Origin of the sequence: Paenibacillus sp. FSL F4-0097, from assembly GCF_038593125.1 — a bacterium.
GTDB classification, from domain to species: Bacteria; Bacillota; Bacilli; order Paenibacillales; family Paenibacillaceae; genus Paenibacillus_AQ; species Paenibacillus_AQ odorifer.
Genome location: NZ_CP151965.1, coordinates 5,106,563 through 5,126,536, shown reverse-complemented (window position 1 = coordinate 5,126,536; position 19,974 = coordinate 5,106,563). Strand labels below are relative to the sequence as shown.

24 protein-coding genes and 3 tRNA genes are annotated in these 19,974 nt (G+C 41.6%); 15 read left to right on the top strand and 12 right to left on the bottom strand.

Annotation, left to right across the window (positions count from 1 at the left end):
- The first annotated feature begins 834 nt into the window (after positions 1–834).
- From MHH86_RS23055 to MHH86_RS23040, 4 genes are all read left to right on the top strand, one after another.
- Positions 835–2,322, top strand: coding sequence for an extracellular solute-binding protein (locus MHH86_RS23055; protein WP_076275665.1), 1,488 nt, complete (start codon positions 835–837; stop codon positions 2,320–2,322).
- Between the two features lie 359 nt (positions 2,323–2,681).
- Positions 2,682–2,758: transfer RNA gene (locus MHH86_RS23050), tRNA-Met, on the top strand.
- Between the two features lie 44 nt (positions 2,759–2,802).
- A tRNA-Ile gene (locus MHH86_RS23045) sits at positions 2,803–2,876 on the top strand.
- 698 nt (positions 2,877–3,574) lie between these two features.
- Positions 3,575–4,078: a hypothetical protein gene (locus MHH86_RS23040; protein WP_076098561.1), complete on the top strand. Its 504-nt coding sequence runs from the start codon at positions 3,575–3,577 to the stop codon at positions 4,076–4,078.
- A 288-nt stretch (positions 4,079–4,366) separates the two neighbouring features.
- Here the strand turns inward: MHH86_RS23040 and MHH86_RS23035 are convergent, their stop codons facing one another.
- The 5 genes from MHH86_RS23035 to MHH86_RS23015 form a co-directional block, all read right to left on the bottom strand.
- Positions 4,367–5,041, bottom strand: a complete 675-nt coding sequence (locus MHH86_RS23035) for a hypothetical protein (RefSeq protein WP_036683363.1) — start codon at positions 5,039–5,041, stop codon at positions 4,367–4,369.
- A 671-nt stretch (positions 5,042–5,712) separates the two neighbouring features.
- Positions 5,713–5,970, bottom strand: coding sequence for a hypothetical protein (locus MHH86_RS23030; RefSeq protein ID WP_076275664.1), 258 nt, complete (start codon positions 5,968–5,970; stop codon positions 5,713–5,715).
- Positions 5,971–5,995: 25 nt separating this feature from the next.
- A complete protein-coding gene (locus tag MHH86_RS23025) occupies positions 5,996–6,985 on the bottom strand; it encodes a hypothetical protein (RefSeq protein WP_081389421.1) in 990 nt (329 codons plus the stop codon).
- A complete protein-coding gene (locus tag MHH86_RS23020) occupies positions 6,982–7,476 on the bottom strand; it encodes a sigma-70 family RNA polymerase sigma factor (RefSeq protein ID WP_076275663.1) in 495 nt (164 codons plus the stop codon). The genes MHH86_RS23025 and MHH86_RS23020 overlap by 4 nt, the downstream gene beginning before the upstream one ends.
- A 445-nt stretch (positions 7,477–7,921) precedes the next feature.
- Positions 7,922–8,257, bottom strand: a complete 336-nt coding sequence (locus MHH86_RS23015) for a hypothetical protein (protein WP_036683354.1) — start codon at positions 8,255–8,257, stop codon at positions 7,922–7,924.
- Between the two features lie 109 nt (positions 8,258–8,366).
- Here MHH86_RS23015 and MHH86_RS23010 point away from each other — a divergent pair, with 109 nt between their 5' ends.
- A complete protein-coding gene (locus tag MHH86_RS23010; protein ID WP_155288177.1) occupies positions 8,367–8,513 on the top strand; it encodes a hypothetical protein in 147 nt (48 codons plus the stop codon).
- A gap of 83 nt (positions 8,514–8,596) precedes the next feature.
- On the opposite strand, the gene MHH86_RS23005 is transcribed toward MHH86_RS23010, so the two are convergent.
- From MHH86_RS23005 to MHH86_RS22995, 3 genes are all read right to left on the bottom strand, one after another.
- Positions 8,597–8,758, bottom strand: coding sequence for a hypothetical protein (locus tag MHH86_RS23005; protein WP_155288176.1), 162 nt, complete (start codon positions 8,756–8,758; stop codon positions 8,597–8,599).
- 66 nt (positions 8,759–8,824) lie between these two features.
- Entirely contained in the window at positions 8,825–9,376 is a 552-nt protein-coding gene (locus MHH86_RS23000) for an ImmA/IrrE family metallo-endopeptidase (protein ID WP_076275677.1), read from the bottom strand.
- A 164-nt stretch (positions 9,377–9,540) separates the two neighbouring features.
- Positions 9,541–9,717, bottom strand: coding sequence for a YjfB family protein (locus tag MHH86_RS22995; protein ID WP_076098563.1), 177 nt, complete (start codon positions 9,715–9,717; stop codon positions 9,541–9,543).
- 149 nt (positions 9,718–9,866) lie between these two features.
- Between MHH86_RS22995 and MHH86_RS22990 the strand changes: the two genes are divergently transcribed.
- Positions 9,867–10,016: a hypothetical protein gene (locus MHH86_RS22990; protein WP_155288175.1), complete on the top strand. Its 150-nt coding sequence runs from the start codon at positions 9,867–9,869 to the stop codon at positions 10,014–10,016.
- 81 nt (positions 10,017–10,097) lie between these two features.
- Here the strand turns inward: MHH86_RS22990 and MHH86_RS22985 are convergent, their stop codons facing one another.
- Positions 10,098–10,529 carry a NucA/NucB deoxyribonuclease domain-containing protein gene (locus MHH86_RS22985; RefSeq protein ID WP_036683407.1) on the bottom strand — a complete coding sequence of 144 codons (432 nt, stop codon included), beginning with the start codon at positions 10,527–10,529 and terminating at the stop codon, positions 10,098–10,100.
- Between the two features lie 106 nt (positions 10,530–10,635).
- Between MHH86_RS22985 and MHH86_RS22980 the strand changes: the two genes are divergently transcribed.
- Entirely contained in the window at positions 10,636–11,052 is a 417-nt protein-coding gene (locus tag MHH86_RS22980; RefSeq protein WP_038572821.1) for a cytidine deaminase, read from the top strand.
- Between the two features lie 174 nt (positions 11,053–11,226).
- Positions 11,227–12,702 (top strand): glycosyl hydrolase, encoded by a 1,476-nt coding sequence (locus MHH86_RS22975; protein ID WP_076275662.1) that lies wholly within the window; start codon positions 11,227–11,229, stop codon positions 12,700–12,702.
- Between the two features lie 73 nt (positions 12,703–12,775).
- Here MHH86_RS22975 and MHH86_RS22970 read toward each other — a convergent pair whose 3' ends face one another.
- Positions 12,776–13,264: a PH domain-containing protein gene (locus MHH86_RS22970; RefSeq protein ID WP_036683346.1), complete on the bottom strand. Its 489-nt coding sequence runs from the start codon at positions 13,262–13,264 to the stop codon at positions 12,776–12,778.
- 117 nt (positions 13,265–13,381) lie between these two features.
- On the opposite strand from MHH86_RS22970, the gene MHH86_RS22965 reads away from it, so the two are divergent.
- Together MHH86_RS22965 and MHH86_RS22960 are read left to right on the top strand one after the other, a co-directional pair.
- The gene (locus tag MHH86_RS22965) at positions 13,382–13,942 is read left to right on the top strand and encodes a hypothetical protein (RefSeq protein ID WP_038572817.1); all 561 of its coding nucleotides are present in this window, start codon (positions 13,382–13,384) and stop codon (positions 13,940–13,942) included.
- 207 nt (positions 13,943–14,149) lie between these two features.
- Entirely contained in the window at positions 14,150–14,485 is a 336-nt protein-coding gene (locus MHH86_RS22960; protein WP_036683341.1) for a YolD-like family protein, read from the top strand.
- Here MHH86_RS22960 and MHH86_RS22955 read toward each other — a convergent pair.
- Entirely contained in the window at positions 14,482–14,646 is a 165-nt protein-coding gene (locus MHH86_RS22955) for a hypothetical protein (RefSeq protein ID WP_169744799.1), read from the bottom strand. The genes MHH86_RS22960 and MHH86_RS22955 overlap by 4 nt on opposite strands.
- Positions 14,647–14,763: 117 nt before the next feature.
- On the opposite strand from MHH86_RS22955, the gene MHH86_RS22950 reads away from it, so the two are divergent.
- From MHH86_RS22950 to MHH86_RS22930, 5 genes are all read left to right on the top strand, one after another.
- Positions 14,764–15,450: a M15 family metallopeptidase gene (locus MHH86_RS22950; RefSeq protein WP_076275661.1), complete on the top strand. Its 687-nt coding sequence runs from the start codon at positions 14,764–14,766 to the stop codon at positions 15,448–15,450.
- 75 nt (positions 15,451–15,525) lie between these two features.
- Positions 15,526–16,002: a WGxxGxxG-CTERM domain-containing protein gene (locus tag MHH86_RS22945; protein WP_052097266.1), complete on the top strand. Its 477-nt coding sequence runs from the start codon at positions 15,526–15,528 to the stop codon at positions 16,000–16,002.
- A gap of 159 nt (positions 16,003–16,161) precedes the next feature.
- Positions 16,162–16,247: transfer RNA gene (locus MHH86_RS22940), tRNA-Leu, on the top strand.
- A 173-nt stretch (positions 16,248–16,420) separates the two neighbouring features.
- Positions 16,421–16,879, top strand: coding sequence for a hypothetical protein (locus MHH86_RS22935; protein ID WP_076187682.1), 459 nt, complete (start codon positions 16,421–16,423; stop codon positions 16,877–16,879).
- 32 nt (positions 16,880–16,911) lie between these two features.
- Positions 16,912–17,673, top strand: a complete 762-nt coding sequence (locus tag MHH86_RS22930; protein WP_076187679.1) for a hypothetical protein — start codon at positions 16,912–16,914, stop codon at positions 17,671–17,673.
- A gap of 454 nt (positions 17,674–18,127) precedes the next feature.
- Here the strand turns inward: MHH86_RS22930 and MHH86_RS22925 are convergent, their stop codons facing one another.
- On the bottom strand, positions 18,128–19,183 hold the full coding sequence (locus tag MHH86_RS22925; RefSeq protein WP_076187677.1) for a hypothetical protein: 1,056 nt from the start codon (positions 19,181–19,183) through the stop codon (positions 18,128–18,130).
- Positions 19,184–19,974: the final 791 nt, after the last annotated feature.

Here is a 19,974-nt window from a genome sequence, read left to right as displayed (position 1 = left end):
GCAATTATATCCGCCAGAAATCCGCCGAAAGCACCTAATAACGTTTTTTAACTGTACATAGTGCAATAAAAGGAAGAAGCATAATACATTCGGCTTTAATAGTTGCACAAAGTGCAATTATCCTGCGTAGAAGGGGCGATTTGTGCCGGTCATAGGAAAGGCAGCAGGTTAGTTAGTAGGTTAGTTAGTAGGGAAGGCAAATGCTGTATTGGTAAAAGGAAAAGTAGAGTGGAGTGGAGTGGAGAGTAGGGTTTTGGTGTTTGCATTCACATTCACATTCTGACATTTGGCTGACCTGCGCACTGTCGCTCTGGTATATTGTGCTCTGTCACTCTGGTTTATTGCGCTCTGTCACTCTGGTATATTACGCTCTGTCGCTCTGGTATATTGCGCTCTGTCACACTAGCACTGACACCCGGTGATTTCATCGCACTGTCGTCTCAAACGCAGAATAGTTGCAGTTCGTGCACTTAAACTAACCTTCCTTAGAAGATCTGGCGATATAGTTGCACTTTGTGCAATTATATCCGCCAGAAATCCGCCGAAAGCACCTAGTAACATTTTTTAACTGCACATAGTGCAATTAAAAGGAGAAGCGCAACACACACAGCTGTAATAGTTGCACAAAGTGCAATTATCTTACCGTAGAAAGGCATATCAGGATCCTCAGAAAACTCCCGGAATGTTTTTTATAGAAATAATATGAAGAAATCGTAGCATAACTTTAAACAGCCTGTAACTTCCCCTCCTGAATAAAGCTATATACTGTTACTAGAATTATGGGTAATTATTCATAAGGTGGATGGATTGAGTATTTTATGGGAGGGTTCAAGAATGAATCATATAAATAATAATAGAAGGCTATGGCGGCGCTGGTTAAGCTTTGGAGTATGTGCTGCACTGCTATTGCCTTTAATTTCTGAAAGCAGGCACACAGCTTGGGCGGAGGCTTCTAAGCCATCTACAGAACAGCGTGTACTACGTATTGGCAGCCTCTGGTCTGGAGAGGACGATTCTTCTTTTCGTCAGCAGTTTACAGATATGTATGAATTGCAGCATCCTGAAATCAAACTTGAGATTATTCCAGCCATCAATATGAATGAGCTTCGTTTTGACAGCACCTATCCAGAGGTTAACCCAGATAATCTGGAGAATATCCGAGCAATTATGGGCGGTGCACAGCCAGTTGATGTAATCGTCGGTGATAGTACATTGGTGAAGAGTTTGGTGAAGCATAATCTGGTGCAATCGCTGGAGCCGCTTATCGCACGAGATCAATATGATTTAAGCAATATGGCACCTACAATGTTAAATGGAGTACGTGAGCTGGGTGGAGGAAGTCTTTACGCGTTAGCGCCGACCTTTATGTCGAGTGCGTTATATTTTAACAAAGGTATTTTTGATGCTGCTGGTGTAGGTTATCCGACGGACGGAATGACTTGGGATGAAGTGTTCGCGCTGGCCGAAAAGGTGACCAAGAAATCGACAAATAAAGATAAGCGTATATATGGATTTTCGATGAACCGTTATATGAGCGATCCTTTCTGGGATATGCAGACCTATGTCTCACCGCTTGAGCTTGCTATGTATGACAACAAGGGACATAAGATGGAGGTAAACCAAACACAGTGGAGTCAAGCTTGGACGACCTACAGCCAATTGGTGAAAAAGCAAATTACACCTGGGTTAAACGGTATGGATTTTATAGAAACAGAACGGAGCACCTATAGTCCTGTCCAAGGGGATCTATTCCTTACCGGAAAAGCTGCAATGGTAATTGGAGAATACGATTATCTTAATGAGCTTGCAGGTGTGAGCCGCAATGCAGCAAAAATTAAAAATTACAGTCCCGTCGATTGGGGTTTCGTTACCGTACCTACTTTTAAGGAGAAACCAGGAGTGGCTGTAGGTACTTGGGTAGGTAATATGATGGCTATCAACACTATGGCTGCTAATAAGGAAGATGCTTGGGATTTGATCAAGTTCGTCAACAGTAATGAGGTAGCCAAAATTAAAGCTCATACCCGCGGGGAACTAACTTCCCGTAAGGATTACATTACCACGAAGGTACCTTCAGTAAATCTGGAATCCTTCTATACGCTCAAACCATTACCAGCCAATGATCCTTTGATGAACGTCCTACAAACACAGAAGCCTGGAATTAGCCGTATTAACGATGTTGGGCGCCAACTATTCACAGAAGTTTATCAGGGCAAAAGAACGGTGGAGAGTGCCCTCAAAGCTTGGGAGAAGCAAGGGAATACCATGCTGGGTACGCTCGAAAAAGATCCCACATATTATTTCGACTCTATAGGGGATTAAGTTTTGGAATATGTAGCGGCCACCGGATTTCCGGTGGCTTATTTTGTGGAACTTGGGCATGATAAGTTCAGAGCAGCGTGAGATTAATTTGCAAAAAGGAGAAGAGGGCATCATGAATTGGATATACTTCGCGAAACTGTTCAGAACGAGATTTCAAGCAGGTTGTTTAGCAAAAAGGTTGGAGCAAGATGGCTGGATTTATGGCTACCATGACCCAAGTTTTGTGGAAATTTATCGATCCCGCAAAGGAAGATATGGGGTTAGATTTTTGCCTTGAGAACTTTTACAAATTCATCCTTGACGTAGACCCATTTTGTACTGTATATTATTTATTGTCGCTGTTTGAATATTATTTCTGACGCGGGGTGGAGCAGCCCGGTAGCTCGTCGGGCTCATAACCCGAAGGTCGCAGGTTCAAATCCTGCCCCCGCAACCAATTTTATTACAACAGCAATTGTACATTCGGATATTTTTAGATCCGGGCCCTTAGCTCAGTTGGTTAGAGCGGTCGGCTCATAACCGATTGGTCGGGGGTTCGAGTCCCTCAGGGCCCACTTATCAAAAACCCTTACTTTGTAAGGGTTTTTTGCTGTCTATAAGCTTAGCAATATAAGAAAGTAGAATGGATAAAGAACAGAATTTTGAGTTTGCTAACGGATTTGCTAACGGGAATTATTTTTCTGCAGTTTCGAGCTGTTTTTCAGCGTATTTATTCAGTTCTGCTTCAATTTTATCAACGGCCTCTTCTTGCATGATTGGGAGTAGGTGTGAGTATTATTCGTTGAACATCGCTGGAGTCATACCCAGTCGTTCAGCAGCTACCTTTAGCTTTATATAGTTCCGACCAGAGTAGCAACATACTAAGTCAATTTCCTTGTATGAGTCCTCGTATTCTTTTTTTTAGCCCCGATTTGCGTATAGCGTTCCTTAAGACCATCAATAATATTCTGAAAAACCTTGCAAAGTACCACTGGTTATCATTGTAGCCAATCTAGAATATTTCTAGTGTCATTTGTAGAGTACGGCAGTTTACTTCTCTGCCACTGCCGCTCTTGTTAAGGCGCATGCAGGTAGCTGTTCTTTGTTAGTAGGGGGATTTAATAAATTTTAGTAGAAGTTCTGACATTCATTTTAAATAAATGTTATAATTATTAAATCAGTGTGTAGAGATATTGGTCTTTTTTGTTGGGCCAAAAATATATGTCTCATGATACGTCTGCCATCTGAAATATTATTCACGGAGATGACAAACATGCATGGAGACAAAAGACTGCCCAGAAACGGAAAAGAAGGTATACTATTTTTACTCATTATTTCAATCATTTCAGTAAACACTATTGCCCCTATTATTGTGGGGTTGGAACGTGGCTTCAGTAAGGAAGTGTATATAGATACACTAAAGGTTATTCCGTTTATGTGGATGATCGTAGTTTTATCTGTAAGATTAGTTGCAGGACCGATTGTCGGGAAAGTGATGCCGAAATTCATGGGACAAACAGATGGATTTAATGCAAGGATTCTGTTGAATACTTTATTGAATGTCACGGTGTTATCTATTTTACTATCAATTATTGGCACATGGGTTGGGACGAAACAAATAAGCCTGGATCCACTTAAAAACTTCCTTCACATCTGGCCAAGAAACTTTGGTATAGCATTTTGGATTGAACTGTTGGTTGCGCAGCCGATAGCAAGATTTGCGATGAAAACATTACACGCAAGACAGGATCGAAAAACGGAAAGTGTAAATGCGTAACTAGCTAGAATTTTGTAGACGAATAAGAAAAAAAGGAGCGTCCATGGTGGGCGTTCCTTTTTTATGTCGTAGTAGTCGGATTATAATGCTCAACAGGAGATGCTCGCGAATGACTGAACGCACAATGTAGAAGCATGCTCTAAATACTGCGTACTTTTGATTTGCCTTTGGGGCGAATTGCTTCCTAAAGAATTAATCCAGCAATAACTCTAGCCCCCGGTCACCGCGGTTGAGTTTACAAGTACCCACTAAGGAGAAGTAACCGATGAAAACGAAAATACTCTTTTACTATCTGTGATAATTGCATTTACATGCACCGCAGTCACACTGGAGCCAACCACAAGAATAATGAATAGGGTGTGTCTCAGTGCCTAAAGGAGCATGACATCTCCAGCATTTAGTGTGACGTATTCCATATTTCATAATTTGTTTTTCTTTGATATGCGTTTGGAAGTATTCTTTTTGTGATTTTTTTCGTTTTTCTTCCTCTTCTTTCCTAAGTTGTTCATTTTGTTGAATTATGAATTTTCTTTCAGCTTCATTCTTTTTAATAGCGAGCGCTTCTTGAACGTACCCTTGAATTAAGGAAATATCATTTTTCAAGCAACATACTATCTCTGTTACATTCTGTCGTTCATCGGAAATCATTCCATATAGGTTAACGCCATTGTTAAAGTCATCTTGCGATAAATTAAGCATATCAAGATTTCCTGACACTAATGAACGACTTATCATAACGTTTCCAATGGATAAAAATCCTGAACTCAATTTCATGCTCAATATGCTATCTTTATGCAGATAATTATTACCTTTAATTTCAATGATGGCGAATTGTCTGTTTACTGTTGGAGTATAAGTTAATTTATTATCGATTTTTATAGTATTTGATTCCGAAAGTTTCTGATATTCTCTATCTTCTATTATTGTAAGAAGACCCTGTAATACTCCTTTGAAAAATCCCATATTATGTACTCTCCTTTTATTTAAATCAGGTTTATTTTACCATGTGAAATAGTTTAATAGTGAGGAAATTTGAATTGTATTTGACTGAGGATTAGTAACATAAGGACTCTGGAGTATGAAAGATTTGTTATGGACAGAAAAAAAGAAAGAGTTATCCAGTATCCGATAAAATAGCTGTTGGGGCACTTTTTCTTGCTGCAAACTTACTTATACTAAACACCAAACTTCGTTTGATTAGGGAGCATTTTTGGTATGAGGCTCCTATCGGACCCAGCTGACCCTTAAAGAGGTTTTTCTCCACATTTGCAATTCTAACGGACTCCATAGTCGCTATTGGCATAAAAAGTACCGCATTTGAGTCTCTTTCTAGGCATTAGCGACCATGGGGTCCGAAACCATGCTCCAAAGGCTGAAAATCAGCAAATAGCGGCATCTGGGTCCGATAGCTCGAGGTGGAGGATGTTAGTTCGTTAGTTCGTTAGCTCGTTAGTGCCATGCTCCTCGCAGATGTAGTTGCAGAAATTACAATGAGAAGTAGCCTATAAAGGAACAGTCAGTAGTTTCACCTCTACAACCAGCATATCTAGTATGCGGGCTCATAAACCATACAGTAAAGCACAAAACGGCACTGCTCCAAACCATGAAATGGTTTGGAAGCAGCGCCGTTTTTGTTAGCAGTCAGCTAAATTCCTCCAATGGAGAGCAAGGCGATCGAAACGATGTACCCAATTGCTTCCGACCGCAGTCCCAATCTCAATCTCGATCGCAGTCCCGATCGCAGTCCCGATCGCAATCGCGATCCCAACCGCAGTTGCAGCCCCGATCGCAATCGCGATCCCAACCGCAGCCCTAGTCGCAATCCCGATCGCAGTCCCGATCACAGTCCTAATCTCAGTCGCAATCCCGATCCCAACCGCAGTCCCAACCACAGGCCCTGGGTATCCACCAACATCCCTAAAGTTTCATGCTGTCCCACAGCTGCTGGAATGCCCCGGATTCGACATCGAAGAATACCGGTGCTAGACCGTAGCGTACAAGGCCTTGACCGAACAGCGTCAACTCTACTCGGGCATTGTCTTCCAGCTGCAAATAGATGATCTTGCGGTCCTCGCTGTCGTAGATGCCTTGTTCGATCAGCGGCTCTGCTGCCAGTGGTTTAGCCGCTTGAAGTGTTGTAAGAAAACCTTCAAGCGCCTCGCCATTGGCGATTGGCGCCTGCTGCTGGAGGCCGTTGTTCCAGCTGTTGAAGCTTTCCCACTGAGCTGAAGTAACTCGGCCTTCAAGATTCAGCTTGCCGAATAGGTCGGCGCCGCTGTTTATGGTGATGCCGTTCGTGTGCTCATACAGTTCAGCGAATACCTCGCCGTTGATTTCCGAATAGGACATAATCAGGAAGCTGGAATCATAGCCCTTCACGGAATAGAGATCCGTTTCGCCGATGTTCGAGGCTAACTCAATATATTCGTCGTTACCGCTCCATTCGTTGATGCCGCCTGTAGTGCGTCCTAACTTGTCACCGCGCAGAGCGGCAGCATCGGCAGCGTCGATGCGAGTCGCTGACTGTGTGTAAATATTATTTTTATACACGACCAAGGCGATCATATCTGCCTTCACGCCAGATTCCTTATCTGGCAGTTTCAGCTTGGGAATGACAATGCTGCCCGATGTAGCTGTGCCCGAATTGCCAGCATTGCTTACACCCGGAGTTACCTGGGCAACCTGCCCCGGGGAGCTCTGACTGTTCAACTGCTGCCATATACTAGGCCCAGCCAGACCGATTCCTGCGGCGAGCACGACACTTGCCGCGATATAAACCGTCTTGCGCGGACGTTTCCGCTCCTGCCGCTGCTCCATTTTGTCGAACAATTCTTTTTTCATTTCTTCACCTGGTTTCATCGAATCCACCGCTTTCTTATATGTTGTTCGAAACTGATCTTCCTTCACTGTGGTTCCGCTCCTTCCAGCTCCAGTTTTAACAGTTGCCGTCCCCGCTGAAGTCTCATCTTCACGGCAGACTGGCTAATCTGCAGAATCTTGCTGATCTCCTGGATGGGATAGTCCTCGTAATAATAAAGATGGATTACGGTTTTATACTTCATGGGCATCGCCATAACTAACTGCAGCAGAGCCCAATCCTCGGGGCTGTCTGCCGCAATTGGCTCAGCGCTCTCCAGCTTAACCTCGCGCTTGCGCCAGCCTCTGCCCAGTAGTGTTTTACAATGATTGGTGATTACCCGGATCAGCCATGCCTTCTGATGTTCGGCATCTTTGAACTTTGGCGCTTTTTCTATTAGCTTGATGAAGGTATCCTGAGTGGCTTCTTCGGCATCTTGCCGGCTGCCTAGATGGACCAAAGCGATCCGGAACAGCATATCTGCGTAGATTTCGTAACTCTTCATCACATGATTTCCCGGCCGGGTCATGGATCGCTGCATGATACTGTGCCCCCCTTTACCTATAACACCATTTAGGACGGCATTAGGTCACATTTTGTTCCTGAGAAAATTTCTTTGTGTTTGAGAGTAGAGGATGCCTATTCATAAATTATCGCCAGAGGGTTATGGACTCAGAAGTCGTTATTTGCATATAAATAGACTTTTGAGCAAGTTCGCGGACCCCAGTGACGCTATTCCTTAAAAAGTGGGCCTTGTAAGGTGTTGCTCATGCCAATAAAGGCGATGGGGTCCGTTACACTTCGAAATGGAGGGTTATGCTACGCATAAGATCAACTGTGTCCGATAGCTGCTAAGCAGCACGCCAATATTGTCTACGCAAACGATGGTTACTTATTTAGAACAGAGGAGATCAAAAAAAACGCATTTGCCCAAGCACCAAGTGCTGACTGCTGGACAAACGCGTCTTTTTAATAGAGTGACTCCTTCACTGGAGATCCTCTTCGATATGTTTATATGTATAGCTAGGATCATTACCTTTAACAGGAGCCCTGCTGTATTGATAGATCCTTCCATTTTCTTTTCGATAAAAGTATCTTGCGTAGGGTTCGTCTGCAAAAATCACCGTGGTACTTACGAGGGGAGCTTTGGCAATCTGGGTGTATACTTTATAAAAATCTTCCTTCTTATAATTTCTTGTCTCTATTAGATAATGAATGACTTCTCTGTTCATATGATTTCGGAAGGAGTGGAGGGCTAAGGATGTTATTCCACAGATTAACAGGATTAGAACGATGAAGATTAATTTTGTATTTTTCTTCATTAATTCCCTCCATATAGATAATTTGTATATAGTATAAGATAATATACAGAGACTATTATGTCATTCATAGATATCTTGTAAATGTACAAATAAGAAAGGAGGTAAGAATATGACGCAGGAAGAAGAGAAAATACTGGAGCTGGAGCAGCGAATTAAGGTGCTGGAAAACCAGGCAAGTCCGAGGCTGCCGGGGATGAAAATCTTATGGTTTTTAATTTGGGGTTGTGTAATACAAAAAGGCAGCAAATACCGATAGTAATCCAGGCGTAGGCGAACGAAGAATTGCCGGGACATACTATATTTGCTGCCTTTTAACTTATGAAGAATAATGATTCTCTTTTAGTCTTCTTTGGGTTCTTGCAATAAAATGGAGAAGGTCCCCGTTTCGTGATCCACCTCAATCGTCTCAATGCCCACAAAATCCGGGATTTCGGGGTGTACTGCATCTACATTATAATCCGGATGAGTCAGTAATAATTCAATTACTTTAATGGCTTCCATGTCGTTCCCCCTCACGAGAAATTCCACCATAAATGAATATGCAGAGAACTACTGCAACTAAGCTTATTATCTCCGTGATCCGTTGCGAATATGTGTCTGTCGTTCTTCGTTTCTTCCCATCACGGCCAATAATTGCCCTTGGAACACACGTCTTTGGATCTGATCAATCCGCTGTAAGGCCAGCTCGGCAGGTACTTGGAATTCTGCTGCAAGATAGGAGATGGCATCTTCCCGTTGCTCAGGCAATGTCATGCGGGAGATCATGGAGTAAGGCATCGCCGCATACAAGATAAAACGCTCGGATTCGTCCTCCTGTGCCCGCGTGAAATGCTCTGGCATCAAGGTCTGATTATCGCTGCCATGGCGAAGTAGATGACACAGTTCATGAAGAAACTCTAGCCGTTGAAGATTGGCTGGAAGGCGGTTGTCGATAAACAGGCTGTACATCCCTGCAGACGCTTCAATGCTCTTGCTTCTCACATCCAAATAATGAACCCAGATATTAAGCCGCTCTGCAATATACGATATTGAAATTTGCGAAGGCTGATGAAGATTTAATCGCTTGTATAAATCCTCCGTCCATTTCTCAAGCACAGTCATTTGATAATATGATTTCATGTTCTCCAACTTATTCACCTCGTTTAAAATCACTAATAAATCACTAATGGGATCGTATGTTCGCATAAATGTGCAAAAGAAAAGCCCGAAGGGCTATGTAGAGTAAAAAAAAGTCTAAGGATACATAGGAACGTTCGTTCTCATGTATCCTTAGCATAAAGCAATTACACACTAATATCAAGTGTTTTTCCCAAATTCGGAGCAACGCTTTTGCCCAGCATTTCCACCATAGTTTGGCTCTGGGTTTCAGCCTGATTCTTGGCAATATTCATGACCTGTATCCCAACATTTTGAGCTAAGGATGCTTGGCTCATTGCCATTGATAATGCAGCTATATCCATATTGCACCTCCTTTGTGTATATCCTGTTTATCGACTGTCCGCCTTCAATTCATTAGGTGATTGGCATTTGTTTGCCAATTCGCCCAAACGGCTTATCTCCTTTTTACATATCTTGTGCTGTAGTCATTAATCATTAGGAGGAATTGAAAATGGGTATGGAACATGGTTGTGGTTGTAACGTAGGTCCGGTAGTAAGTCCAGCATCAGTAGGTCCGGTGTGTAGTCCTTGGACTTCTACAGGAGCAATCCTGGTACTTTTCATCTTGCTGGTTATCATCACTAAAGCTTGCTTATTCTAAGTTAGCTGATGTGAAGTATAGCCCCGTCTGGCGAATGCCAGGTGGGGCTATTCTGTTGCCTGGGGATGGTCAGACAGATCGTTATTTAAACATAAATTCTACCCGGGTTCCGTCTGCATAATCCTCCAGCTGATTGCCAACCCAGCTTCCTGCCCCGCGGTTATCGCTTGGCGTTATGTATTCAATGTCGGCACCAACGCCGCCTTCCTCACACATAGCCATTGGCCATTCATCCCGGTCATATCCCTTTTTAGTAGGGATCCCTTTTAAGGACTCTTTGCGGTTCTCTTCAGCCTGCTCTCGGTTAATCGTACATGTGGCGGATTCACCTTTCGCAATGGCATCCTGAATATGCTTGGCGGTCTCAGGATAGCGGTCTGATGGGAAGGTTAGCTGAACAACACTCGAATTGGATGGAGACGAGGGGTCTGTAGGCTCTCCGTTTTGTTCAAACCAGTAACTAGCCAAAGCAAGTAATGCAACAATGATGAGACTGGAGATCCATTTTTTCACTTTCAATTCTGCTCCTCCTTTTTTGGCACTTAAAATAGTATATCTTATATCATAATTCAGTGCGATTTAATATAATTAGGGAAAATAAAGGAGGACGGAACTGGATATGGAGTACATAATTACCATTGAGGATCAGACGCTTATTACGGCTGCCGAAGATATAATTACCAGACGTTATGAATGGGGGCGTCATCATGTGGGTGCAGCGCTTCGTACTAAAACAGGAGAGATTTTTACAGCGGTACATGTGGAAGCCAGCATGGGGAGGATTACAGTCTGTGCAGAAGCGATGGTGATTGGCAAAGCGATATCCGAAGGTTATAAGGAATTTGATACGATTGTTGCGGTAAGGCATTCTGATCCAGACAGCGAGGAAAAAGAGATTAAAGTAGTCTCTCCCTGCGGCATGTGCCGAGAGTTAATTGCGGATTACGGAATAGACTGCAAGATAATTGTATCGGAGGATGACCGATTAGCTAAATATGAAATCACTGAGCTATTGCCTTTAAGGTACACGAGATAAGAAAAAAAGTAATGAGGAGCCGCTGAGCTCCTTTTTTTGTTGAGCCGTGAAATTATTCAGCAGTTCCTTATATCGTCCCAACTTATTTTACAACTTCATGTCCATTCGCTGAGTTCATGTCACTATTGTCCCCATACTATAACTTAAAAAGATTTAAAAGGATGGTGAGAATAGATGGAGCAGCGGATTATTCGTCAGATGGTTGATTCAGCATCAAGGTTCGTGGGCGATGTGCAGTGGCAGATGGCTTTTCGCAGATTACAAATGGCTCCGGCGGATTCGGGACTGTCGTCCTCGGCTCAGCTATTGCTGAATACCCTCTATTACTTGCAGGGAAAGGGTGTGATAAGCGGCCAACATGATTATTTGGAAAGTGCAGACGAGCTTATGGAGAAGCTTAAAAATACCAGTGGGCAATATGCTGCGCTTCATGGCTACGAGCTGGGCGCAATCAATAATCAGTCCCAGGCTCTAATTGACAATCAGCGGAATTGGGTCGTCAACAGTGCGATACGCTGGTCTAGGTCCGGCGGGATCGTAACGATGTGTTATCACGCTGCATTACCGGGGACAGCGCCAACTTGGGGGAATGTAAATACGAGCCTAAGCAATGCTGATTTTGATAAATATATAACCCCAGGTACCACCCAGTATAATGCGCTGTTAGCTGATCTGGATAAGATAGCCTTGTCGCTGAAAAAGCTTAATGACGCAGGGATTCCTGTACTTTGGCGGCCGTATCATGAAATGAATGGTGGATGGTTTTGGTGGGGGCAAAAGAGCAATTACGTTGCATTGTGGAACCTTATGTTCGATCGTTTTACCAATTATCATAAGCTGCATAATTTATTGTGGGTTTGGAGTCCAAATGCAAAAAATCAGTGGTGTGATGAGCCGGCAGAATACTATCCGGGCAGTGATAAGGTAGATGTGCTGGCGCTCGACATTTATGACGCGGATTTCAAGATTAGCCATTATGATAATTTATGGGATCTGGGTCGTGGCAAGCTGATTGCGATTGGTGAGAATGGAGAGCTTCCGTCTGCTGAACTGTTGTCCAAAACGCAGCCCAAATGGTCTTATCAGCTGACCTGGGGGAAACTCCTCTATGAGAAGAATACCGATGCTGTGATAAAAGCTTTTATGAACGACAAAATGGTATTCACACGAGAGGAGTATGCTGCTGAGGCCGCCGCTTTCGCTGCTATCGGGGATAGTGTGCTGGAGAGTGGACTCTGTGGGCAATACTACAATAACATGACGCTTAGCGGCACACCTGCACTTTTGCGTACGGATGCCAATATTAACTTTTCATGGAGACAAGGTTCGCCTGATCCTGCCATTCGTGTAGATGCGTTTTCTGTGCGGTGGAGTGGGAAGCTGACGGCTGCTTTTAGCGAGATTTATACCATTTATTCCTACTCTGATGATGGGATACGGGTATGGATTGATGGCGGGCTAGTCATTGATAGTTGGGTAAATCAGAGCGGCCAGGAACGAAAAGGAAGCATAAGTCTGATAGCAGGTAAGCCGTATGAAATAAAGGTGGAGTATTATGAGAATGCGGGCGACGCCCGGGTTGTTTTGCAGTGGGAGAGTCCTAGCCAGATCAAGGGGGTTATCCCAGCGGGGGCATTTTATCTTCCTTAAAAAAGAGTACTTCAAGTGTACAAGCGCAAGCAAAAAGCCCCGGTTTTCCGGGGCCTTTTTACGTATGAGCGTCTTAAATTTGTTCGCGGTAGCTAATGTTGTTGGCGATCTTCTCGTCACGAACGGCTTTGCGCAGAACATCTTTGACGGTTTGGGCATCATGGATTTTTCGAAAAAGAAGCTGAGGCGCTGAGGCATCATCAGAAAATACAGTTAATGACCCGATGCCAAGCATCCGGTCCATTATTGACTGTTTCACGGATAAATCGCGTACGCGCAGCAATTCGATTTCTTCAACATTTTTACCGATAAGTCCGGTCTTTAACATAATGCGCTGACTTGTAATGGTATATGAAGTTGTGTTAAGAGCTATAATTCCTTTAAGTCGATCTGAGATGCCGGCAGGTTTGCCTTTCCAGAGCACAACTTCTTGATTGACATGATTATCTTCTGCTGGTCGATGGGCGGTCACTGGAGCGGTACCGTTAAGGCTGGTTCCACATTCTCCACAAAATTTAGCGCCCTGCTTGTATTCCGCTCCGCAGGTGGTGCAATAAGGCATAAATACCCTCCTTTTCTGATCACAATTAAAATAATTATAACATAACAGTCATTTTACATATATTTCATTTGCGCTTTACACAAACCGACATTATCCTGTTAAGTGGAGGGATAAATAATGAAAAAAGCTTTACTAATAGGAATGCTGATGATGACTGTCATCCTTAGCGCCTGCAGCAATAATTCAACTTCATCGGCACCTGCCACGGAAGAAGAAGTGCAGGAGACTGTGCAAAACTTCTACAATGAAATGTCTAAACTTGAAGAGTCGGGAAAATCTTCTTTAGCGGAGTTCAACGAAGCCATTGCTGGTTATTCAGCAGGAGAACTCACGGACAAGCAGTTGGAGAAGAAAATTAAGCAATTTCAGAGTACCGCAATTGATTTATCGAATCAAGCCGAGAAAGTAAAAATTTCCTCCAGCTTGCCTGAAGACATTCGTAAGTTGCTTGAAGAGTCTAAAATTTCCTTTGAAAGTGCTTATTCTTTAAAAAAAGAGGCTTCTCAGGGCGCAGATTCCGCAAATGTTACGGCTGAGCAATTTAATGAATTGAATCAAAAAGCTGATATAGCGATGTTGTTCGGTATCTCCAAGCTTAATGAGGCAAGAGAAGCAACTGGACTTATAGATTCCGAAGGTGAAGCTACCTCAGTATCTGGAGATGTTGTTCAAGAATAAATCAAATCAGGCGCTGCACAGTTTATCTGTCAGCGTCTTTTTGCTGCGCTTACATGGATATACATTGATATACATCTTTTGGATAAAAAGCGCTCCTTCAAAAAGGTATCTTTTTCCTGATTATTGATTAATATGCGAAGATGCGGATATAATACAAACATACGTTCGTGTTCAGAAGAATAGATATATTATAAGGGAGGGGTTACCATGGGCAAAAAGCTGGAAAAAAACGGGCTGTGGGAAAGCAGCCGCATGATGCTGCCGGAGCATAAGACAAGAATTATAAGAGATGAACGGGAGACGCTGCGCCGCATCAAGCCTATTCTGGATGAGCAAAAGCTGGAGGAGATCGAATGTACACTGGCTTTGTCGTTGCGGAGTCATGTACGAGTGACAGTTGTTCTGTTTGAACCTTTTGAAAATACGATGTTAAGTGGCTTTGTGACTTCCATTCACACCCACTCGCGTGAGTTTAAGCTGCAGTGGGCGGAGGAATGGAAGTGGATCGATGTGGATGATATTGTCGAGGTCTATATCGTTTAATGCTGAGAACCGTTGCCTTCGCTTTTCTCATAAGCGATTAAGGTAACGGTAGGGTTACCGGTCAGATGTGCAATGGAAGCTTCAGCATTCCGAATAATTTCCAGTGCTTCTTCCTGTTCACTAAGGGCTGCAACTTTATAGCTATCGCTATGAATATCCATATGTCTCCCACCTTTCGTTAAATATTTTGTCCTTTTTTGTGGAAATCATCCTAAGGGGGACAGGGGTACAGGCAAATAGGGCAGGGGCATCATTGAATATACCAAAGGGGTGATTCTATGCTGACTTTGGAGCAATTGAGGGAAAAATCCGCGGCGCGTCTGGTCGGGCTTCACCCTGTCTTGGCGGCAGGTGCAAATGCTTTGATTCAGCAAAGCCATGCGAGAGGAGTCCCTATCGTTATTACTCAGGGTCTACGGACCATTGCTGAACAAAATGCTTTGTATGCGCAGGGTAGAAGTAAGCCGGGACCGATAGTTACCAATGCTAAAGGCGGTACCAGCTATCATAATTATGGTCTTGCGTTTGATTTTGCGCTTTTGCTGCCGAATGGCACTAGCCTTTCTTGGGATATCAATCGTGATGGTGATAAAGATAAGACTGCGGATTGGCAAGAGGTTGTACAGGAGGCTAAGCGGCTTGGATTAGAATGGGGCGGGGACTGGACCTCTTTTAAAGATTATTCACATCTGCAAATGACTTTCGGTTTAACTATAGATCAACTTCGGGCAGGTAAACGTCCAACGACGGACCAAGCCAAAGAGGCTTTAAAAAAGATTACCGGAGGGGATGATCAGGTGAACAAAGACGTTACAGTGACCATTAACCTAAACGGCCGTAAGCTTACCGATGGCGTTCTCGATACCGGAATAACCTATGTGCCCATACGTGCGCTGGCTGAGGCACTTGGAGCAAAGGTTACTTATGATGCTGTGACCAAGACAGTTAATGTAGTAAAAGAGTAAAATCATCATGCATAGACAGTGCCGTCCAAGGGGAAATTATCAGTGATAACTAACCTTAAAGGGAGGCATAACACTGTGAACAAGCTGATAACAAGCCTTGCATGCGGTACTGTACTGTCAATGAGTCTAATGGGAGCTAGCTATGCATCAAATGCCGTTGGATCAGCAGCATTGGGCGGTATCCCAGCCGCGAATACCGGAATGGATGGCACTGCGGAACACACTCGGATGATGAATACGGAAGGCAATCTAATGAATGGCACCACGGGAACAATGAATCAGCATGAGAGCATTATGAAAGATAAGATCCGCATCGATGATAATTACAGACCTAACAACTACAACACCAATAACTACAATGACACCCGCAATAACTACAGAACCAACAGCACTGTTAACCCGGCAACCAACACTACACAGACCGGTAAATACCGTGCAACTAGTACAACAACGAATGCTGCGACTAACAAAGGATCTAACTGGGGCTGGCTCGGTCTGCTTGGACTTTTGGGTCTTGCCGGAATGAGAAGCAGAAGTGACGAGCGTAGATAATCCACGTCTATAATAACCCGTGTCGGTTTAGGCTGAACGGGTTATTTTTATTGTAAATAAATTTTTTTCGAAAAAGGATTGCGCGTTATCGATATTCATGATATTATATTTCTTGTCGCGTTATATGTGAACAACGTATGAAGCTTCAACACATAATATGCCGGGGTGGCGGAACAGGCAGACGCACAGGACTTAAAATCCTGCGGTACGTGAGTACCGTACGGGTTCGACCCCCGTCCTCGGCATCACAGTGAAAACCTTGAGAAATCAAGGTTTTTTTGTTTTTCTTGAGTAAAACTTCCGTCAAAAACTAAAGGTTCTGTGTGTCTTGGAATCACATCCGAGCTCACAGAATCAGGTTGATAACACTCCTTTTCAGTGCTTGTCTAATCACAAGTCCTAGAGAGGAGTTTTTATTATGGCTAGAGTTACAAAAATCAAAAACATCAAAGCGGTGATTTGGACGGATGCATTAAAGCAGTTCCTATTTTGGAAGAAGGCAGAGGGGGTAAGTGAACAGACACAGAAGGACTACGAGCAGCATGTAAAGCTCTTTTTCAAGAGATACAGTAACTCATTTGAGACAGCAGACTATTTTAAAAACAATCTGTTTGAATATCTTGGACAAGAAGGAATTAAGCCATGTACCTATAACAACCGTCTTGTTTACCTACGGACTTGTGTAGAACAAGAATTGTTAGACACCAATCCTGTGAAGTCGCTCAAGAAGCGTAAGGATGAAGGGCGAGTTGTAAACATTGATCATGAGGTACTAATAAAATTGCTATCTCTTCCTAACAGGGATACCTTTGTGGGATTAAGGGACTATGCTTTGATTCTTCTAACCTTAGACACAGGTTCTGTACTGAGCTTGTAGAAGGTAGGTTAAAACAGACAAACCCACGAGCAGTGGCATATACCTATACATATATCTGCTACTGGCTCTATAGATATTGTAAGTGGGTTGGGGAAAAGAAAATAACTCAAGCTGATCTAAAACAAGTATTGGGATACTCAAGAGCAAATAAAACAATTGATTATATTATTAAAAAGAATGGCGTGCTGGAGGATCTAGGGTATTTGCTTACGACAACTGACTATCCTTTATCCTATTCATTTGATGAAATCAATACAATCGAATTTAAAACTATTAGCGAATATAAGCACGATGCTACTGGAGAAAGTAGAAAGTATTACACTAATGATAAGAACTATAAAATTAAATTTCCAGTAAGAGCTTTCCACAGAACAAATGAATCCTTTGAAGAAAGGTTGCTGGAGGGTACTTTCTATGAAGTAGAGAACACTCATCAAGTTCCGTTTGAAGTGTTCGTCTATTGTATGGCTCATAAGGATGTAGGAATTATTGGGTTTTACCTATACGCATATTTAAAGCACCGTAATGACATATTCAAACTAGGTATTGATATATCACATGTGAAACTTTCTCAAGAAACAGGCATCTTGCCTACTAAGATAGACGAATGCTTGAAACGAATGAAAATCCATAACATGATAAGCGTAATAGTTCAGGATTTTGTATTTGATTTACCAATACATTTGCGTAAAGCAAATAGGTATGCCGTGAAAGGGTATAATGTTTTCGGTGAGGGTAAGGGGAATGTTAAGACACGTAAGGTATACCAATATGTTGAGGGGCACATACATTGAAGAATACTTAGTAGCTGAAGACTTACCATTTTAGCAAGTTTAGTGTCAAAAAATTTAAAAGGTTGGTTATACGGGGTTAATATAATTAAGAGCAGTTCTCTCCTAAGAGCTTGTCTGTATATTATATTACTTAATTATATTAACCCCACATAACGTACCTTTTATGACCCATAGCTTTAAAACAGTGATTTGAGGGCTATCACATTATGATACGAATGATTGTTTAACAGTTGTTGTACAAATTCTATCTATGTTCTACAAACGTTAAACAAGAAAATTCACTTTATTCTCCTAATGACATTGAACGAAATGAACATATGTTCTTAAATGACATCACCATAAAATAGACATAAGAAGCATAAAGATTTTAAATGATTCTAAAATCATGACTTAAATTACTTTCGTACTTCAGTATTTTTTGCTGGATCTCAATGATACAATATTCATTACTCATCTACTTGTAACCTTCAAAAATATTTATTCGAAGTCGTTTGATTAGCACAGAATAAGGATAATCAAACATAAACCTCATTCCTCTTGCTGTTCTAATTAAAAAGGACAATTCAAAGAATTGCTTAGCGCTATCATCATTGCTTAAAAGTTTTTCATAGAAAGAGGGACGATAAGTAACATTCAAATCATAAAGCAGTATACAACGGGTTAAAAATTGCTCTATTTTTTTGTAATATCCTTTTTTATACCATGCAGAAATTTTCTCTACTATTACTTTGCTATGTTTTGAATTGTCTTTAAAATAAGCAATTACAATTTTAGTATTGTTACCATCTGGAAAAACATTCAAAAAAATATTTTCTTTAATATGACCTCCATATTTATATTTCATGTATGAATATGGAAAGAAAGATACTGATGATATGAACTGAATTTCTTTAGGTAATGTATAAACTTCGGTATGTAATACATCCCATTTTTCTTGTAGATATGCTCTTTTAAACTTTTCTAAGACTTGTTCTTTTTCATCTTTTCTTTGCTCATATATACTATTCGCTGTTTTGCTATGTCCAGTCTGTATTTCAGGGTCGTCTAATCGTTTACTATGTATATATCCGAAAAGAAACGCTCTAAGTGCAAATTGAAAACATTGCTCTTGATAATCACTATTCGTTATATCAAAATGTCTTCCATTCTCAATTCTGTTAAAAAGGATTTTATCATGGTCACCACACAGTAGGTTCCTAGTATTAGCTACATTAGCAACTTTGACTTTTTTAAATGACTTTTTCATTTCACTTAACTGGTTATCTTCAGTTTTAGCATAGTATTGTTCACTTTTATGATCACATACTATTACAAACTTTTCTTCTGAAATTCTGCTTAAATAGTCTTTCTCAGAAATAACATGACTATTAATAGTTTTTTTGTTTTCAGTCGAGACTCTACAATTGATTTTGATTTCTTTGAATAAACACTGCTGTTCTTCGTCTAGTTGCTTTAATCTTTTTAAGTTGTTTCTAAGTTGGGTTTTAGAGTTGCTTTGTATTTTTTTCATTGTTCTCCTTTGTCACAAAAAAATATTATGGTAAATTTTCTATATTAATTTCTGGCACCTCTAACTCTTCGTAGCAATCAAATCTGAATGTTCGCACTATGAGTTGAAGCTGATATATGTAACTATTAGTCCTATTTATATTAGCACATAATCCACTATTTGGCATATTTGGTTTACAGATGTTTCTGTCAAATGAATTTCATTTTTAGTGACCCTTAACAAGGGTTCTTATACATATGCTTATTGAGTACTTACAATTTATGTTGCCAGTGGATGACTTTCTCGTAATTGCGCATGGTGTTAAATACTCTTCACCGTAGAATTTAAGGATGTTGTCGATGATGATCAGCAATTCAACTGTTTGAACGTTGATGAATGGGTTAGACAACACAGTAAATCGACTTCTGTTATTGATCCACCTTAAGAGACTGATCATTCCAAAAGGAGATTAAACATATAACTGGGGTAGCTTGTTCAAGTTGTAGAGCGCCTAAATGCAAGTCCAGAACTTGACGGAGTACAAAACAATATCAAAAAAGCCGTAACCTTTAATAATGAGGTTACGGCTTTTTATTCTACCACTATATCTAGGTTCTTTAACTATCCTCATCCCCCTTAAAGAGATGATTTCGGATAGAGTTAAAGAATAGTGGTTGGATGTAATGTTATTTCTTAAGTTTAAATCGGATGTTCATTTTAAATTTAATTTTCATAGCAAGAATACTTTTAAATAAGTACAATAGCAATGTTAAAACAAAAAAGAATTGAACTTTCATATTTGTTGTCCTCCT

What these genes read in the sequence shown, in the direction of transcription:
- MHH86_RS22995 (WP_076098563.1), bottom strand. Translation starts at nt 9,717, where the DNA reads ATGGATATAGCTGCATTATCAATGGCAATGAGCCAAGCATCCTTAGCT.
- MHH86_RS22950 (WP_076275661.1), top strand. Translation starts at nt 14,764, where the DNA reads ATGCTGACTTTGGAGCAATTGAGGGAAAAATCCGCGGCGCGTCTGGTC.
- MHH86_RS22980 (WP_038572821.1), top strand. Translation starts at nt 10,636, where the DNA reads ATGGAGTACATAATTACCATTGAGGATCAGACGCTTATTACGGCTGCC.
- MHH86_RS22935 (WP_076187682.1), top strand. Translation starts at nt 16,421, where the DNA reads ATGGCTAGAGTTACAAAAATCAAAAACATCAAAGCGGTGATTTGGACG.
- MHH86_RS22990 (WP_155288175.1), top strand. Translation starts at nt 9,867, where the DNA reads ATGGGTATGGAACATGGTTGTGGTTGTAACGTAGGTCCGGTAGTAAGT.
- MHH86_RS22965 (WP_038572817.1), top strand. Translation starts at nt 13,382, where the DNA reads ATGAAAAAAGCTTTACTAATAGGAATGCTGATGATGACTGTCATCCTT.
- MHH86_RS22975 (WP_076275662.1), top strand. Translation starts at nt 11,227, where the DNA reads ATGGAGCAGCGGATTATTCGTCAGATGGTTGATTCAGCATCAAGGTTC.
- MHH86_RS23020 (WP_076275663.1), bottom strand. Translation starts at nt 7,476, where the DNA reads ATGCAGCGATCCATGACCCGGCCGGGAAATCATGTGATGAAGAGTTAC.
- MHH86_RS22955 (WP_169744799.1), bottom strand. Translation starts at nt 14,646, where the DNA reads ATGGATATTCATAGCGATAGCTATAAAGTTGCAGCCCTTAGTGAACAG.
- MHH86_RS23000 (WP_076275677.1), bottom strand. Translation starts at nt 9,376, where the DNA reads ATGAAATCATATTATCAAATGACTGTGCTTGAGAAATGGACGGAGGAT.
- MHH86_RS23055 (WP_076275665.1), top strand. Translation starts at nt 835, where the DNA reads ATGAATCATATAAATAATAATAGAAGGCTATGGCGGCGCTGGTTAAGC.
- MHH86_RS22925 (WP_076187677.1), bottom strand. Translation starts at nt 19,183, where the DNA reads ATGAAAAAAATACAAAGCAACTCTAAAACCCAACTTAGAAACAACTTA.
- MHH86_RS23040 (WP_076098561.1), top strand. Translation starts at nt 3,575, where the DNA reads ATGCATGGAGACAAAAGACTGCCCAGAAACGGAAAAGAAGGTATACTA.
- MHH86_RS23005 (WP_155288176.1), bottom strand. Translation starts at nt 8,758, where the DNA reads ATGGAAGCCATTAAAGTAATTGAATTATTACTGACTCATCCGGATTAT.
- MHH86_RS22960 (WP_036683341.1), top strand. Translation starts at nt 14,150, where the DNA reads ATGGGCAAAAAGCTGGAAAAAAACGGGCTGTGGGAAAGCAGCCGCATG.
- MHH86_RS23035 (WP_036683363.1), bottom strand. Translation starts at nt 5,041, where the DNA reads ATGGGATTTTTCAAAGGAGTATTACAGGGTCTTCTTACAATAATAGAA.
- MHH86_RS22970 (WP_036683346.1), bottom strand. Translation starts at nt 13,264, where the DNA reads ATGCCTTATTGCACCACCTGCGGAGCGGAATACAAGCAGGGCGCTAAA.
- MHH86_RS23015 (WP_036683354.1), bottom strand. Translation starts at nt 8,257, where the DNA reads ATGAAGAAAAATACAAAATTAATCTTCATCGTTCTAATCCTGTTAATC.
- MHH86_RS23010 (WP_155288177.1), top strand. Translation starts at nt 8,367, where the DNA reads ATGACGCAGGAAGAAGAGAAAATACTGGAGCTGGAGCAGCGAATTAAG.